The sequence below is a fragment of the Roseovarius sp. EC-HK134 genome (assembly GCF_902498815.1).
Classification (GTDB): Bacteria; Pseudomonadota; Alphaproteobacteria; order Rhodobacterales; family Rhodobacteraceae; genus Roseovarius; species Roseovarius mucosus_A.
Genome location: NZ_LR701542.1, coordinates 48,066 through 64,623 on the forward strand (window position 1 = coordinate 48,066; position 16,558 = coordinate 64,623).

Annotated in this window: 11 protein-coding genes and 1 tRNA gene; 5 read left to right on the forward strand and 7 right to left on the reverse strand. The window is 61.3% G+C overall.

Annotation, left to right across the window (positions count from 1 at the left end; all coding sequences use genetic code 11):
• Nucleotides 1-60 precede the first annotated feature (60 nt).
• From GC127_RS01550 to GC127_RS01560, 3 genes are all read left to right on the forward strand, one after another.
• On the forward strand, nt 61-1,251 hold the full coding sequence (locus GC127_RS01550; RefSeq protein ID WP_151976209.1) for a penicillin-binding protein activator: 1,191 nt from the start codon (nt 61-63) through the stop codon (nt 1,249-1,251).
• A 52-nt stretch (nt 1,252-1,303) separates the two neighbouring features.
• Nucleotides 1,304-4,069: a [protein-PII] uridylyltransferase gene (locus tag GC127_RS01555; RefSeq protein WP_151976207.1), complete on the forward strand. Its 2,766-nt coding sequence runs from the start codon at nt 1,304-1,306 to the stop codon at nt 4,067-4,069.
• 254 nt (nt 4,070-4,323) lie between these two features.
• A complete protein-coding gene (locus GC127_RS01560; protein WP_151976205.1) occupies nt 4,324-6,675 on the forward strand; it encodes a DUF6851 domain-containing protein in 2,352 nt (783 codons plus the stop codon).
• A 124-nt stretch (nt 6,676-6,799) separates the two neighbouring features.
• Here the strand turns inward: GC127_RS01560 and GC127_RS01565 are convergent.
• Nucleotides 6,800-6,876, reverse strand: a tRNA-Pro gene (locus GC127_RS01565).
• Between the two features lie 261 nt (nt 6,877-7,137).
• Between GC127_RS01565 and GC127_RS01570 the strand changes: the two genes are divergently transcribed.
• Together GC127_RS01570 and GC127_RS01575 are read left to right on the forward strand one after the other, a co-directional pair.
• A complete protein-coding gene (locus GC127_RS01570; protein WP_008279028.1) occupies nt 7,138-8,004 on the forward strand; it encodes a GAF domain-containing protein in 867 nt (288 codons plus the stop codon).
• 123 nt (nt 8,005-8,127) lie between these two features.
• Nucleotides 8,128-9,648, forward strand: a complete 1,521-nt coding sequence (locus GC127_RS01575; RefSeq protein ID WP_151976203.1) for an aldehyde dehydrogenase family protein — start codon at nt 8,128-8,130, stop codon at nt 9,646-9,648.
• A 200-nt stretch (nt 9,649-9,848) separates the two neighbouring features.
• Here the strand turns inward: GC127_RS01575 and leuB are convergent, their stop codons facing one another.
• The 6 genes from leuB to GC127_RS01605 form a co-directional block, all read right to left on the reverse strand.
• Complete coding sequence (gene leuB, locus GC127_RS01580; RefSeq protein WP_081506785.1) at nt 9,849-10,955, reverse strand: 3-isopropylmalate dehydrogenase; 1,107 nt, start codon at nt 10,953-10,955, stop codon at nt 9,849-9,851.
• Between the two features lie 78 nt (nt 10,956-11,033).
• Complete coding sequence (locus GC127_RS01585; protein WP_151976202.1) at nt 11,034-12,008, reverse strand: endonuclease/exonuclease/phosphatase family protein; 975 nt, start codon at nt 12,006-12,008, stop codon at nt 11,034-11,036.
• 74 nt (nt 12,009-12,082) lie between these two features.
• Nucleotides 12,083-12,931: a hypothetical protein gene (locus tag GC127_RS01590; RefSeq protein WP_037296889.1), complete on the reverse strand. Its 849-nt coding sequence runs from the start codon at nt 12,929-12,931 to the stop codon at nt 12,083-12,085.
• Between the two features lie 333 nt (nt 12,932-13,264).
• Nucleotides 13,265-13,870: a 3-isopropylmalate dehydratase small subunit gene (gene leuD / locus GC127_RS01595; protein WP_008279022.1), complete on the reverse strand. Its 606-nt coding sequence runs from the start codon at nt 13,868-13,870 to the stop codon at nt 13,265-13,267.
• On the reverse strand, nt 13,870-15,276 hold the full coding sequence (leuC, locus tag GC127_RS01600) for a 3-isopropylmalate dehydratase large subunit (RefSeq protein WP_008279021.1): 1,407 nt from the start codon (nt 15,274-15,276) through the stop codon (nt 13,870-13,872). Before leuC ends, leuD begins: the two co-directional genes overlap by 1 nt.
• Before the next feature lie 249 nt (nt 15,277-15,525).
• Nucleotides 15,526-16,095 (reverse strand): hypothetical protein, encoded by a 570-nt coding sequence (locus tag GC127_RS01605; protein WP_151976201.1) that lies wholly within the window; start codon nt 16,093-16,095, stop codon nt 15,526-15,528.
• Nucleotides 16,096-16,558 lie beyond the last annotated feature (463 nt).

The following is a 16,558-nucleotide window of genomic DNA, read 5'->3' on the forward strand; positions in this document are numbered from 1 at the left end:
TGATTGTCCGCAATCGCGTCTGGCCAAGGGCAAAGCGCAACAAGGGAGTGAGAGATACGCATGTTCGCCGTTTTACACATCATCCGCAAGTCGGTCGCCACCCTGGCGCTTCGGCCTTTCCTGATGCTTGCAGCACTCGTCTTGGCCGCCTGTCAGCCTGTGTCGGTGGCCGCGCCCGGTGGTGGTGGCACGGCACCTTCGGGGCCGGTGCCGGTGGCCTTGCTCGTGCCGCATGGCAGTGCGGATGCGCAAGAGGCGCAGTTGGCGCGCGATCTTGAAAACGCGGCGCGGTTGGCGGTTGCGGACCTTGCAGGCGTGCAGATCGACCTGCGCGTCTATGGCACCGCTGGTCAGGCTGGACAGGCGCAGCAGGCCGCGCTCAATGCCGCCGCTGACGGCGCGCGGATCATCATCGGGCCGCTCCATGCCGAATCGGCCAATGCCGTGGCGGTCGCCATGGCCCCGCGCAACATCAACGTGCTGGCCTTTTCCAACAATCCGACCATTGCGGGCGGAAATCTTTTCATCCTTGGGCAGACCTTTCAGAATACGGCCAACCGGCTTGCGGATTTTGCCACCCGGCAACAGAAATCCCGCATCATGGCGGTCTATTCCGACAATCTCGCGGGTCAGCTTGGCCGCACAGCCATTGAGCAGGCGGTGCGCGACAATGGCGCGACCTTGGCAGGCAGCGTGGGCTATGAATTCTCGCAAGAGGGCGTGATTGACGCCATCCCCAAGATCAAGACTGCCGCCGAAACCAACGCTGCCGATGCGATTTTCCTCACGGCGAATTCCGCGGGTGCCCTGCCGCTCTTTACCCAAATGTTGCCTGAAAACGGGCTTGGCCCGGACCGGGTGCAGTATATTGGCCTGTCGCGTTGGGATACCCCGCCGCAGACGCTTGATCTGCCGGGGGTGCAGGGCGGATGGTTCGCCCTACCGGACCCGGCCCGTGCAAGCCAGTTCACCCAGCGATTCAGCGCCGCCTATGGCAATGTCCCCCATCCCATTGCAAGCCTGTCCTATGATGGCATTGCTGCGGTCGGGGCCTTGGTCAAATCCGGCAGCCGCGAGGCTTTGGGCCGAGCGGCGCTAACCCAATCGGCCGGGTTTCAGGGCGTCAGCGGTGTTTTCCGGTTCCGCCCCGATGGCAGCAACGAGCGCGGTCTGGCCGTGGCCACGATCCGCGACCGGCGCGTGACGATCCTGTCCCCCGCCCCCCAAAGCTTTGGCGGGGCCGGATTTTGATCCCAACGCGCATCATGGCACCAACCTCTGACGAGGGTGCGAAACGTCGGACATGATTCAACTCATCACGGCGCGGGATGATCTGATCTGTCCTGCCGAAACGATTTTCGACATTCCCGCCGTTGCGGCCGAGATCGCGCGGGCCGTGGCCGAGGCGGGGCCAGACATGGGCGCGCTTCGGCGTGGGGTTGTGGCCTGTCTCAGCACACGGATCACCCAAGGTCGCGATGCGATCGCTGAGGGGCTGGCGGCACAGCCCTTTGCCGCGCGCCCCGCCACCCGCTCCTATTGCTGGCTCACGGATTGTGTGATCCTGACCACGCTTGATGTGGCCACCCGTGTCATGCACCCGCTGCCCAACCCGACCGAGGCCGAGCGCATCGCCGTCTTTGCCGTGGGCGGCTATGGTCGCGGCGAGATGGCACCGCATTCCGATGTCGATCTGTTGTTCCTCACGCCCTACAAGATCACCCCCTGGGCCGAGAGCGTGATTGAATCCATGCTCTACATGCTGTGGGATCTGCGGCTCAAGGTCGGGCATTCCAGCCGGACCATCCGCGATTGTTTGCGCCTTGGTGGCGAGGATTACACGATCCGCACAGCGCTCCTCGAAAACCGCTTTCTCGCGGGCGAGGGGGATCTGGCCGAAAAGCTCAACCAGCGCCTCTGGAATGACCTCTTCAAAGGCTCTGAGCGCGCCTTTACCGAGGCCAAGCTCGCGGAACGCGACGCGCGCCATGAAAAGCAGGGCGAGCGCTATATGGTCGAGCCCAATGTCAAAGAGGGCAAGGGCGGATTGCGCGACCTGCAATCGCTGTTCTGGATCGCCAAATACCTGCACCGTGTTCGTGACGTAAGCGAACTGGTGGCCTTGGGCATGTTCACGCCCGAGGAATTCGCCACCTTTTCCAAGGCTGAGAATTTTCTTTGGGCGGTGCGGTGCCATCTGCATCTGATCATCGGGCGGCCCAATGACCAGCTCACCTTTGACATGCAGGTCGAGGTGGCGCAGCGCATGGGCTACAAGGATACCGCCGCCCGGCGTGGGGTGGAAATCTTCATGCAGGACTATTTTCGCCACGCCACTGCCGTCGGCGATCTCACGCGGATTTTCCTGACCAAGCTTGAGGCGACGCAGATCAAGTCTGAGCCGCTCTTGCAACGCCTTCTGCGCCGCCGCAAGACCCTGAAAGAGGGCTATGTCGAGGTGCACGGCCGCCTTGGTATCGCCGATCCCAAAAGCTTTCTCACCGACCCGCTCAATCTTTTGCGCCTGTTCGAAGAGGCGTTGCGCACCGGCCTCTTGATCCATCCCGATGCGATGCTGCTGGTTTCGGCCAATATCCGGCTGATCGACGAGAGCATGCGCAATGACCCGGCAGCGCAAAAGCTTTTTCTCGACCTGCTGCTGAAACATGGCAACCCGGAACGCGCGCTCAGGCGTATGAACGAATTGGGCGTGCTCTCGGCCTTTATCCCGGAATTTGAACCCATCGTCGCGATGATGCAGTTCAATATGTATCACCATTACACGGTGGATGAGCATATCATCCAATGTATCAGCCACTTGGCCCAGATCGAGCGGCGCGAGCTGATCGAGGAATTGCCGGTGTCCTCGTCAATTCTCAAAGAGGGGATCAACCGCCGCGTGCTCTATGTGGCGCTCCTCCTGCATGACATCGGCAAGGGCCGCGAAGAGGATCACGCCATCCTTGGCGCGCGCATCGCCCGCCGTGTCGGGCCCCGTCTGGGGCTGAAACCGCGCGAGGTGGATACCGTCGAATGGCTGGTGCGCTATCACCTTTTGATGTCTGACATGGCGCAGAAACGCGATATCGCCGATCCCCGCACCGTTCGCGATTTTGCCAAGGCGGTGCAAACCCGCGAACGGCTTGACCTGCTGCTCTTGCTCACGGTCTGCGATATTCGTGGCGTTGGCCCCGGCACCTGGAACAATTGGAAGGCGTCGCTCTTGCGCGCCCTTTACCGCCAGACCCGCCGCGCCATGGAAGGCGGGCTTGAGGATCTCAACCGCGAACAGCGCGGCTCGGATGCCAAGCGCAACCTGCGCGAGGCGCTGCCGGATTGGGATGCCAAGGACCTCAAGCATGAGACCTCGCGCCATTATCCGCCCTATTGGCAGGGGCTGCATGTTACCGCGCATGTGGTCTTTGCCCGCCTGCTGCACAATCTGACCGAGGATGAGATTGCCATTGATCTGGCGATTGACGAGGATCGCGATGCCACCCGCGCCTGTTTCGCGCTGGCCGATCATCCGGGTATCTTTTCGCGTCTGGCAGGGGCCTTGGCGCTGGTCGGGGCCAATGTGGTGGACGCGCGCACCTATACGTCCAAGGATGGCTTTGCCACTGCGGTCTTCTGGATACAGGACGCCGATGGGCACCCCTTTGAGGCCGACCGCCTGCCGCGCCTGCGCAACATGATCCAAAAGACCCTCAAAGGCGAGGTGGTTCCCCGCGAGGCAATCAAATCCCGCGACAAGCTCAAGAAGCGCGAGCGCGCCTTTCGCGTGCCCACCCATATCACCTTTGATAACGATGGCTCTGAAATCTATACGATCATCGAGGTGGATACCCGCGACCGCCCCGGCCTGCTCTACGATCTTACGCGGACCTTGGCCGCCAACAACGTCTATATCGCCTCTGCCGTGATCGCGACCTTTGGCGAACAGGTGGTCGATACGTTTTATGTCAAGGATATGTTCGGGCTGAAATTCCACTCAGACAGCAAGCGCGCCGCGCTTGAACGCAAACTGCGCGCCGCCATCGAAGAAGGGGTCGAGCGCGCCTCAGCCTGAGGGGCATTGCGACTCTCTCTGGCAGGGATGCGTGCCCCCACAACTTTACATCATATGTCGCGCGGTGACTGCTCGTTATAGGGGGTGGCTGCTCAGCGACTGTGCAACGTCACGGCTGAAATCGAGGGCATTCTGCCTCGCTACAGGACCCTTATTACAAAGGTCTTGATCTGGATCGGATTTACACGCAAACGTTACCCACCGTCAATTTATGTGAACAGTGATGGCTCCCTTTTGACCAACAGGAACAATTCATGGAACCTATTCAACAATCTGTCGTCGCTCAGTGGAATGAGCTTCAGCTTCAAGTAATCCGCGAAGGGGGACCAGCCCCGACACCGACCACCTACCAACTGCACCTTGCAAATGCTGCGATTTATGACGCCTACGCTGCCTTGGCACCGTCGGCCTCTGGTCACTACTCTGACATCGAAACCTCGCTTGAGAATAACGATGCCAACCTCGCCGAAGCGATCAGCTATGCCGCTTTCACGGTGATGAGCCAGCTTCATCCGGCCCGCGCTGCTGATTTCGAGGCCTTACTTGTCGAATTGGGCTATGATCCCGCCAATGTCTCGACCGATCCGGACACCGCGGCCGGTCTTGGCAATCTGGCCGCGCAAAACGTCTTTGCCGCCCGCGCCAATGACGGCTCGAACGCGGCGAACGGATTTGCCGATACCACAGGTTTCGTGCCGGTGAACGAGGCCGATCCGACCTCGGATCGCGCGCCCGGTGGCGAGAATTTCGATCCCAACCAATGGCAGCCGCTGCGCGAGCCCAATGGCACGCTGACCGATGACAATGGCATTCCGATTTTCGACAATGACGATCCCAGCACGTTCAAGGATCAACGCGCGCTGACCCCGCATTGGGGCGGCGTTGACAGCTTTGCGCTCGACTCGAACGATCAGTTCCGTCCGCCTGCACCGCCGCAATTGGGCGACTTTTCCGAATATGTCGACGGGCTTGGCAATGTGACGACAGGCGATCAGGCCTATCGCGATCAGGTCACCGAGGTGCTTGAAATCTCTGCCAACCTGACCGACGAGCAAAAGCTGATTGCCGAATACTGGGCGAATGGCCCGCGCGGCGAAACCCCTCCGGGTCACTGGTTCCAGATTGCACAGGATCTTGCACTGCGCGATGGCCATGGCAATGCGCAGGACGCTGAGATGTTCTTTGCGCTCAGCACGGCCATTTTTGATGCCGGGATCGCGACATGGGAGGCGAAATATACCTATACCTATATCCGCCCCTATTCCGCGATCAGGGATCTGTTCTTTGATCAGGAAGTTCAGGCATGGGGTGGTCCGAACCAGGGCACACAAACCATCCTTGGTCAGGAATGGCTGCCGTATCAGAACGTAACGGCGCCCACACCGCCGTTCCCCGAATTCGTCTCGGGCCACTCGACCTTCTCGACAGCCGCCGCGCGGACCTTGGCCGCCTATCTGGGCAGCGATGTCTATTACGATGGCACCAGCGTCAGCAACTATGATCTCGACGGTGTCGCAGGTGCGGACCTGATTGGCGAATTCATCACCTCCGAGCTGACCTTCGAAGATCGCGCCGACGGCGGTGATCCCATTGTTCTGCGTTGGAACACCCTGAGCGAGGCAGCCCAAGAGGCGGGACAATCGCGTATCTTTGGGGGCATCCATATTCAGGACGGTAACTTGTTCGGTCTCCAAGTGGGCGAGCAGGTTGCGGCCAGCGCCCAAGAGCGTTGGAGTGCTCTCTTCTCGAACGGCGGGTCGTCTCTGACCACATTGTCCGATGCTGGCGAGCTTGCACTGGCGGGCGCTGGCAATGACAGCGTTGCCGGCGGCGCCGGAGATGACACGATCGAAGGCGGCTCTGGCGATGACGTTCTGGCGGCCAGCGCTGGCAATGATGTCGTGCTCGGTGAGGCTGGCAATGACCGCATCGGCGGCGGCTTGGGCGATGATACGATCGACGGCGGTGCTGGCGATGACGTGATCGGCGCGGGCCAAGGCAATGACATCGTCGAAGGCGGTGATGGCAATGACCTGATCAGCGGCGGTGCTGGCGATGACACGCTCAACGGTGGTGCGGACAATGACTCGATCTCTGGCAGCTTTGGCAGCGACAGCATTGACGCGGGCGCTGGCGATGACGTGATTGGCGGCGGCGCAGGCCGGGATACGATCGAGGGCGGCGCGGGCGATGACGTGATCGGCGGCGGCGAAGGCGATGACGATCTCTTCGGCAGTGACGGGAATGACTTTATCGCTGGTGGCGGGCGGAATGACTTCATCCTCGGCGGCGCAGGGGATGACACGATCAATGGCGGTGCTGGCAACGACATCATGTCGGGCGGCGAGGGCGCAGATGTCTTCGTGTTCAACGAATTTGTCGCGGGCAGTTTCGAAAACATCACCGATTTCGAGGCGGGTGTAGATACCGTCTTTATCCGCGTTGATGGCCTCGACAACGGCGGCAACGGCCTTCAGGGCTACCTTGACGCCCTTGGCATTGTCGATACGGACCAAGGTGCGCAGTTCACCGTCAATGATAACGGCGTCCTCTTCGTGGACGTGCTGGCAGCGGATCTGACGCTCGACAGCTTTACGTTCCTCTGATAATGGGCACGGGGGGGCGGCGCAGGCTGCCCCCTAGTGATCCGGCGAAACGCGGACCAAAGCAAACAAACCAAAGGCCCCGAAAGGGGCCTTTTTCATGCGGCTATCGTTTGGGGACTATCACTGGTCGGGCTGAGAGGATTCGAACCTCCGACCCCCTGCTCCCGAAGCAGGTGCGCTACCAGGCTGCGCTACAGCCCGACCGTGAGACAGGCGATTATACCGCGTGGCGGGGCATTGCAAGGGGTTTCACGGTCTTTCGCCCGCCCTGCCTGACTGGTCCGAAGGTCGGATTGACAGGGCAGGGACCTGCGGCGTCTAAAGGGCTATTCCACCACAACGGATATCACCGGAGCCTGCCAGATCACCCACCGCCGCACCCATATCGACAAGGTTCTTGAGGACTCACACTCCGCCACTGCGCCCGCACGGTCGCGGATCGCGGCGTCGTGGCGGCGCTCGATGCTCAAGCATGGTCTGGACCCGGCCGAACGCCGCGCGCCGGGGCGTGTCGAGGCCAGCGATCTGGCGACGCGCCAAGGCGCGCAGGCGCAATTCCTGCAGGTCGCCGCCCCCAAACTCGACCAGCTTTTTGGCCTTGTTGGCCATTCGGGCTGCGCTGTGCTTTTGACCGATGCCGAGGGCGTCGTTCTCGATCAGCGCTGTGCGCAAGGGGATGCCGCGATCTTTCAGGATTGGGGCCTCTGGCAGGGGGCTGACTGGTCCGAGGCGTCCGAGGGCACCAACGGCATCGGCACCTGTCTCGCCGAGGATCGCCGCGTCATCATCCACCGCGATGAGCATTTTCTGGCGCGAAACACCGCCATGAGCTGTATGGACGCGCCGATCTATGGCGCGGATGGGCGTATCATCGGTGCGCTCGATGTCTCTTCTGCCCGTTCCGACCAGACCGAGGCGTTTAACCGCCTCATCGCCGCGATGGTGGCCCAGACCGCCCGCCAGATCGAGGCTGACAATTTCCGTGCCGCCCATCCGCGCGCCCGCATCCTTTACGCCGACCATGACGAGACCGAGGCCGCGATGCTGCTCGCGGTCGATGCCGATGACATCGTCGTGGGGGCCACCCGCGCCGCGCGCAAGGCGTTCAATCTGGGGGCCATCGGCCCGATCCGACCCATCCCCGCCTCTGATATCTTTGGCCGCGACGAGGGCCCAAGCGGCTTTGAGCGGGCCGAGCGGGCAGCGGTGATTCGCGCCCTTGCCCGTACCTCTGGCAATGTGTCCGAGGCGGCGCGCGCGCTTGGGATCGGGCGCGCCACGCTCTATCGCCGGATGAAACGGCTGGGGATCGGTGAAAACCTGCACTGAGGTGTCTCAGTCCTGAGACAGATGGGCATCCCGGTGCCCCGTCCCCCCGGTGACGCAAGCCGGGGTAGGGCGCATGCTCTGGTCATTCCCGGCGGAGGACCGGGCGTAACCGGAGGACCCCCAATGAATGAGATGACCCAAGTCGCGGGCAGCTATGCTTCGCCCTTCAAAACCCGCTATGACAATTTCATCGGCGGCACATTCGTGCCCCCCGTCAATGGCCGTTATTTCGACAATATCACGCCCATCACCGGCGAAGTGATCTGCGAAGTTGCGCGCTCTGACGCGATGGATGTGGAACGCGCACTTGATGCCGCCCATGCCGCGCGCGAGGCGTGGGGCCGTATCTCTGCTGCGGATCGTTCCAACACCCTGCTCAAAATCGCCGATGTGCTCGAGGCCAATCTTGACCTTCTGGCGCAGGCCGAAACCTGGGACAATGGCAAGCCCATCCGCGAGACGACCCATGCCGATATCCCACTCGCCATCGACCATTTCCGCTATTTCGCAGGCGTCTTGCGCGGGCAAGAGGGCACCATGTCCGAGATCGACCATGACACGGTCGCCTATCATTTTCACGAACCCTTGGGCGTCGTGGGCCAGATCATCCCGTGGAACTTCTCGATCCTGATGGCGGCATGGAAATTGGCCCCGGCCTTGGCCGCTGGCAATTGCATCGTGCTGAAACCCGCCGAACAGACCCCCGCCGCGATCATGGTTCTGGTCGAACTCATCGCTGATCTGCTGCCTGCCGGTGTGCTCAACATCGTCAACGGCATGGGGGCAGAGGTGGGCGCGCCGCTCGCCAAATCCACCCGTATCGCCAAGATTGCCTTTACCGGCTCGACCGCGACGGGCCGCAAGATCATGCAGGCCGCAACCGAAAACCTCATTCCCGTGACGCTGGAGCTGGGCGGCAAATCCCCCAATATCTTCTTTTCGGATGTGATGGCCGCCGATGACGCCTTTCTCGACAAGGCGGTCGAAGGCTTTGTTCTTTTTGCCTTTAACCAGGGCGAGGTTTGCACCTGCCCATCCCGCGCACTGATCCAGGAAGACATCTACGAGGAGTTCATCGCGCGTTGCATCGCCCGCGTGAAGGCGATCCAGCAGGGTGACCCGCGCGAGATGGCGACCATGGTCGGCGCACAGGCCAGCCAGCAGCAGTTTGACAAGATCATGTCCTATTTCACCATCGGCGTGGAAGAGGGGGCCGAGGTGCTGGTGGGCGGCGACGCCGCGCGCTTTAACGGCGAGATTGCGGGCGGCTATTACATCCAGCCGACCATCCTCAAGGGGCACAACAAGATGCGCGTGTTCCAAGAGGAAATCTTTGGTCCGGTCGTGTCCGTGACCACCTTCAAGGACGAGGCCGAGGCGCTCGCCATTGCCAATGACACGATGTATGGCCTTGGCGCCGGTGTCTGGACCCGCGATGGCACCCGCGCCTATCGCTTTGGCCGCGCTGTCGAGGCGGGCCGCGTCTGGGTCAACAACTATCACGCCTACCCGGCCCATGCGGCCTTTGGCGGCTACAAGCAGTCGGGCATCGGGCGCGAAAATCACAAGATGATGCTGGATCATTACCAGCAGACCAAGAACATGCTGGTCAGCTACAACCCCAACAAGCTCGGGTTTTTCTAAAGGTTCGCAGGTCACGAGTGCAAGCCGCCGGGGTCTTCTCCGGCGGCATTTGTATTGGGTGACGCTGGCCTCAATCGTCAATGCGCGGCTCATCCCTTGTGGCCATGGCCACCTGCACTCAGCCAAACCTACGCCGTGCACCCCCAACAAAAAAGGCCCGCACAAGTGGCGGGCCTTTCCGTGTTGAACCTGCGTTCGCCTCAGAGGCTCGCGTCAAGCGCCGCCACAATCGCATCGCCCATCTCAGTGGTCGACACCGGCGTCACACCATCCTCACCCAAGAGATCAGCGGTGCGCAGACCGTCCGCCAGCACCTGCTCCACAGCCTTCTCCAGCCGCGTCGCCTCGGCCCCTTGGTCAAACGAATAGCGCAGCGCCATGGCAAAGCTGAGGATACAGGCAATCGGGTTGGCCTTGCCCTGACCGGCAATATCGGGGGCAGAGCCATGCACCGGCTCATAAAGCGCCTTGGGCCGGCCATTGGCCATCGGCAAGCCAAGCGAAGCCGACGGCAGCATGCCCAGCGATCCCGTCAGCATCGCCGCCGCATCCGACAAGAGATCCCCAAAGAGGTTGTCGGTCACGATCACATCGAACTGCTTGGGCCAGCGGCAAAGCTGCATGGCGCCTGCGTCCGCATACATGTGGCTCAGCTCGACATCAGGGTAATCGGCGTCATGCACCTTTTGCACAACCTCGCGCCACAGCACGCCCGATTCCATCACATTGGCCTTTTCCATCGAACAGACACGGTTGCCCCGCTTGCGCGCCAATTCAAAGGCCGCGCGCGCCACGCGGTCAATCTCGCTCTCGGTATAGCGCTGCGTGTTGATGCCGACCCGCTCATTGCCTTCGGTGAAAATGCCGCGCGGCTCGCCGAAATAGATGCCAGAGGTCAATTCCCGCACGATCATGATGTCGAGACCGGCCACCACATCGCGCTTGAGGCTCGAAAAATCCGCCAGCGCGTCAAAGCATTGCGCCGGGCGCAGGTTGGCAAATAGGTCCATTTCCTTGCGCAGGCGCAACAGGCCGCGCTCAGGCTTGACGCTGAAATCGAGGTTGTCATATTTCGGCCCACCGACGGCCCCCAACAGCACGGCATCGACCTCTTGTGCCTTTGCCATCGTGTCGTCATGCAGCGGCGTGCCGTGCTTGTCATAGGCGGCACCGCCCACAAGATCCTCGGACACGTCAAACGCCATCCCTCGCTTAGCCCCGTACCAGTCGATGATCTTGACCACCTCGGCCATGACCTCGGGGCCGATCCCGTCACCGGGCAGAATAAGAAGCGATGGGTTGCTCATTGGGCGTTTCCTTGGCTTGCGTTTGATGTTGCCCGTTGGCCTATACGCAAGCCCCGCAATGGTCAAGAAACCCCGATGTCATGGCAGGCTCAGATCGACCCAGACCAGCCGATGACGGCTGGCGGTGGCGGCCAAATCCCCCTCTGGCGTGCCCTCGGGCGGCCAATGCACGCCGGCACCCGTGACGCTCAGATCGGCGGCGGGCAGGATATAGGACACCCGCCGCGTGCCGGGGCCGGGGGGCGGCCAGTGAACGGTGGCAAGCGGTGGTTCCACCGCTCCGGGGCGCAGTGGGCGGGGGTCTTGCAGGCGCGGATCGGCCAGCAGCGCACGCAGGGCCTCTGGCCGCCCGCCACCCGCCTCCGGGTCAAGATTGGCATGGCCCATGAGCACGAACCATCCCTGTGGCGGCGGCCCGAACGCCCCATCCAGATAAAGCTGCCAGAACCGGAGTTCATCATGGTTGCGCCGCCCGTTCCGATCCTCTGGCCCGTCAAACACCGGCGGTGTGGCGTGAAAGGTCATCACCTGAAGCGGCCCAGAGGGCAGCAGCACCGGCACCACCCACTGCCCGCGCGACGCGAGGCGCTGCACCGCCTGCGCCGCCTCTGACGGGAAGGGTTGGCCGTCCCGCAGGGGCAACAGCGCGCCGGGCAGGTCGCGCCAGAGGACTGCACTGAAATCCTGCGCGCCCGACTGATCCACAGGATAGCGCGACAAAATCGCCATGCCCCCCTGACCGGTGAAATCACCATAGCCCTGGGCGTCGCGCGGCCCGCCGCGCCGCCCGTCGCCATCCATATCGAGCCCGGTGGCGAGACCGGCATTGGGGGTACGGGCAAAGAGGTGATCGTAACGCGGCCCGCCCCCTTCGGAAATACGGTCGCGCAGCGCGCTCAGCGCAAGCAGGTCAAGGTCGTAATCCACCCCCTGCAAGACCAGAATATCGGGCTGTTTTTGCGCCAGCACATGCAGGATTGCGGCAATCTGCGCATCCTCGCCCCGCCGCAAATCCCGCAACAGCAGCCCCGGCCCCGCGCGCTCCAGATCCACATTCCAACTCGCCAGACGCAGCCTGTCTGCATATGCGGGCAAAGCGCAAAGAAGAAGCGCGCAAAGCCCCGCGATCAGGCGCCTTGCAGCCCCTTGGCTGTCAATGCGTCGCCTTCGGCATAGGCGCGGCGGCGCTTGTCCTCGATCATGTCGGCAATCCGACCCATCGCGATACCACGCATCAACATACTGGCAGGAAGAAACGCCCATGCGGCCATCGTCCAGATCAAGGTTTGCGGTTGCGCGATCGAAATCGGATCAATCAAATCCGAGGCCGCGCGCACCGCTGCTGGAATCAAGAATGGCAGCAAAGATCCTAATACAACATTAAGACCGGCATCCCGGCGCAAACGGTGCAGCACATCGCCGCCCCCCGTGGGATCAAAGAGCGGCAGGTTGATCCAGACATTGAACGCGCCCGAGCGCGCAGGCCAGCCCAGAAATCGCACCAGCGTCACGAAATAGAGGATCATCACCAGCGACACGGTATAGGAAATCCCCGAGGCGATCCGCACCATGTCAATCAATGCGGCATCGGCATCGGCGGGCATCATCAGAACCACCAGACGCACGGGCGAATAGGGAAAATCAATCGCCTCACCCAGACCCCGGCCCAGGTGTGTCAACCATTCGGTCGCTTCGGTCGGGTGGGTGGTGCCCCGCACGATCATCGCCAGTGAGACAAGGATGATGGTCAGCGCGAAAAACTTGGCGCGGTTGAAGGGCGGGGCAAAACGGAATTCGATGATGCTGGGATATTTGCCGTAATATTCGATAAAGGTCATGAACCCTGCAAGGATCGAGAGCACGATTACGATCTGTGCGGTATCCGCACCTGTGGACGGCACGACCAGCGAGGGCGTGGCGACCAGCATCGCAATCAATATGGCGCGCGCGAGCGCACCTGGAACCAGTGAAAACACTGCCCTTTCCCCTTCAACTTGGTCGGTCGCGATGCGGTGCCGCGCCCTTGTGCCAACTTGATCCCACACTTTACGGCGGGCTGCCTCAATCTCGCCCAATTTTTGCCTTCTTTCACTTATCACCACAAGTCCTTGGTTAATCAGACAAAAGATTTAGGGCCGATTGAGGGTGTAAGTGGTGCAGGATTGCATCAAACTTGGTTCAGCTTTGTGGCGTAAGGGACTGTAAATACTGCATCTTGTGGAATGGGCTGTGCGGGGCACAAGACGCATAGCCAAAACAAAACGCCGCAGAGTGCTCTGCGGCGTCTTTTTATGTGTTTTTGATCCGGTTCAGACCCAGGGACGCGCCTGCGCCGCCTGCGCCTCGAAACTCTCGATGGCTGCGGCCTTTTCCAGCGTCAGGCCGATATCGTCCAGCCCTTCCAGCAGGCAATGCTTCTGGAACGCATCCACCTCGAAAGAGAACACGACCCCCTCCGATGTCGACACCGTCTGCGCCTCCAGATCAATCTCGATCCGCGCATTGGCGCCCTTTTCGGCCTCTTTCATCAGCACATCCACCTGCTCTTGCGGCAGGGCAATCGGCAGGATGCCGTTCTTGAAACAGTTGTTGTAGAAAATATCGGCATAGCTTGGCGCGATGACGCAGCGGATGCCGAAATCCTTGATCGCCCAAGGCGCATGTTCGCGGCTCGACCCACAGCCGAAATTATCGCCCGCAACCAGAATCTGCGCGTCGCGATACTGCGGCTTGTTCAGCACGAAATCGGGGATTTCCTTGCCGTCATCATCATAGCGCATCTCGTCAAACAGGTTCACACCCAAGCCCGACCGCTTGATCGTTTTGAGGAACTGCTTGGGGATGATCATATCGGTGTCGATATTGATCAAGGGCAGGGGGGCGGCGATACCGCTCAGTTTTTCGAATTTTTCCATCACATCATCTCCCGCACATCTGTAAGCCGCCCTGTCACTGCCGCCGCTGCCGCCATGGCCGGTGACATCAGGTGGGTGCGTCCGCCGCGCCCCTGACGCCCCTCAAAGTTGCGGTTCGACGTGGCCGCGCAGCGCTCGCCCGGTGACAACTGATCGGGGTTCATCGCCAGACACATGGAACAGCCCGCAAGCCGCCATTCAAACCCGGCCTCGATGAAAATATCCGCCAGCCCCTCTTCCTCGGCCTGCGCGCGCACAAGGCCAGAACCGGGCACAACCATCGCCCGCTTCACAGCGATTTTCTTGCCCTTCAGGATTGCCGCCGCAGCACGCAGATCCTCGATCCGGCCATTGGTGCAAGACCCGATAAAGACGGTGTCGATCTCGACATCGCTCAGCTTCTGACCGGGCTTGAGGCCCATATACTCCAACGATCGGCGCGCGGCTTCAACCTTGCCGCCCTTGAAATCCTCCGGCGCAGGCACGCTTGCGGTGATCGGCAACACGTCCTCGGGGCTGGTGCCCCATGTGACGACGGGGGCAATATCCTCGCCCTTCAGCGTGACCACCTTGTCCCAATGCGCGTCATCATCGGAATAGAGCGTTTTCCACCAGTTAAGCGCGGCCTCCCACTGCGCGCCCTTGGGGGCATGCGGGCGACCTTTGACATAGTCATAGGTCTTGTCATCCGGCGCGATCAGGCCTGCGCGCGCGCCGCCCTCGATCGCCATGTTGCAGACCGTCATACGGCCTTCCATGCTCAGATCGCGAATGGCCTCGCCGCAATATTCGATCACATAGCCGGTGCCGCCTGCGGTTCCGGTGGCCCCGATCACCGACAGGGTGATGTCCTTGGCGGTCACACCGGGGCGCAGCTTGCCGGTGATCTCGACTTTCATATTCTTGCCCTTGCGCTGGATCAGCGTCTGGGTGGCCAACACATGCTCGACCTCAGAGGTGCCGATGCCATGCGCCAGCGCGCCAAAGGCCCCATGCGTCGCGGTGTGGCTGTCGCCGCACACCACGGTCATGCCGGGCAGGGTCCAGCCTTGTTCCGGCCCCACGATATGCACGATCCCTTGGCGCACATCCGACACCGGATAATAATGAATGCCGAAATCGCGCGCATTCTTGTCCAGCGCCTCAACTTGAATACGGCTGTCCTCGGTCATGGTGGCGGCATTGGCGCGGTCCAGCGTGGTGGGCACGTTGTGATCCGGCACGGCAATGGTCTTGTCGGGGGCATGCACCGTGCGGCCCGCCATCCGCAGCCCTTCAAAGGCCTGCGGGCTTGTCACCTCATGCACGAGGTGGCGGTCGATGTACAAAAGGCACGTGCCATCTTCGGCCTCATGGGCCACATGGGCATCCCATATCTTGTCATAGAGTGTACGCGGAGCAGACATGGCTCTCTCTTTTCGTGTTTGGTTTCGATCAATAAAGGGGGGAGTGGGCATGCGCGGTCAGCGCCGGCCCTCACGCACGTGCGAGGACGGTGCAGGTCATGCCAAAAAAGCGGGCCGGTAGCCGCGCGTGGTCGGTTATGTTGAAAAAGACGAACCGTTGCATACCCTGCACATAAACCCGAATGGGGTCTCAGGCAAGGACAAGAGCAGAGTCAAAGGGGCCGCATGAACGGCCCCTTTCTGGACGTATCAGGCAGGCTGATACTGTCTCACTCCCGATGGTCCGGGGGTCACAAGCACGCAGAGCGCTCCAAGCACGCAGGCGGCATAGGCTATAGGCATAAGATAGACAAAGGTTTCCGCCGGGCTTGCAGCGAGGAACTTGCTGACACCCATCGCCAGAGCAAGCATCCAACTGGCGGTAGAGATCCCTCCGATCAGTCCCATTCCAAACCGCTGTCGCCGTGACAGATCAAGGATCGTCTGGCCGATTGCATTCTTCAAGATCGGCATGACCTTGGCGGCGATGAACCACGCATTGATCGTGAGCAGCGTCACGGTGATGACTTTCCCCACCAGCTTTGGCGTCATCTGAGCCGCGTCAAATCCGGTTTTCATCCCGATGATCACCAGACCACTCGCCCACATCACGACAAGCGCGGCCACGACGACCTGGTGGTACCGATGCAGCAGCTCAAGAAACTCGTCATCTATCCGTTGTCTTAAACGGCTGGCTGCGTGGATATCTGCAAGAATCGACGTCCCAAGCCCTGCGCAAACAGCAAGAATATGTACAAAACGAATACCGTCAGCATACAACTGTGAGTCCATTTCAGTCTCCCGATTTGCCCTGATTGGCACTTACGATCACCTATGTGTTCCGGCATCGCGCCATCGGGGTACGGGCAGTCACGCAATCGTGCAAATCGGGTGGCGCGCCGTGGTGACGTGTTTTCGCCTGAGGATCGGCAGTTTTCTGCGCGCGCCGTGTTTTGGCTCTTGTTCGGGGCTGAAACGGCCCAAATGGCGCTGATTTCGGCGGCGGGTTGCCCATCCAGCAGCGGCATTGCGCCAGTGTCAGGGCGACGTCCAACCCGTATTGGGGCAAGGGTCTACAAGTCTTGCGCTAAAAAATTCTCGCTCTAGGCGCGAATCGATCATGGTTTGACGCTGGTTCCCACCAAAACTGCCGGATTTCATGGTCGTTGCGCCGGCGAGCGTCACGCGCGGCGATCCGGCAATGCCATGCGGTTCCGGCTTCATCTGGCCCGAAATACCTCGG

Coding starts and splice junctions, on each gene's coding strand:
- GC127_RS01550 (WP_151976209.1), top strand. CDS start 61: ATGTTCGCCGTTTTACACATCATCCGCAAGTCGGTCGCCACCCTGGCG.
- GC127_RS01555 (WP_151976207.1), top strand. CDS start 1,304: ATGATTCAACTCATCACGGCGCGGGATGATCTGATCTGTCCTGCCGAA.
- GC127_RS01560 (WP_151976205.1), top strand. CDS start 4,324: ATGGAACCTATTCAACAATCTGTCGTCGCTCAGTGGAATGAGCTTCAG.
- GC127_RS01570 (WP_008279028.1), top strand. CDS start 7,138: ATGCTCAAGCATGGTCTGGACCCGGCCGAACGCCGCGCGCCGGGGCGT.
- GC127_RS01575 (WP_151976203.1), top strand. CDS start 8,128: ATGAATGAGATGACCCAAGTCGCGGGCAGCTATGCTTCGCCCTTCAAA.
- leuB (WP_081506785.1), bottom strand. CDS start 10,955: ATGAGCAACCCATCGCTTCTTATTCTGCCCGGTGACGGGATCGGCCCC.
- leuD (WP_008279022.1), bottom strand. CDS start 13,870: ATGGAAAAATTCGAAAAACTGAGCGGTATCGCCGCCCCCCTGCCCTTG.
- leuC (WP_008279021.1), bottom strand. CDS start 15,276: ATGTCTGCTCCGCGTACACTCTATGACAAGATATGGGATGCCCATGTG.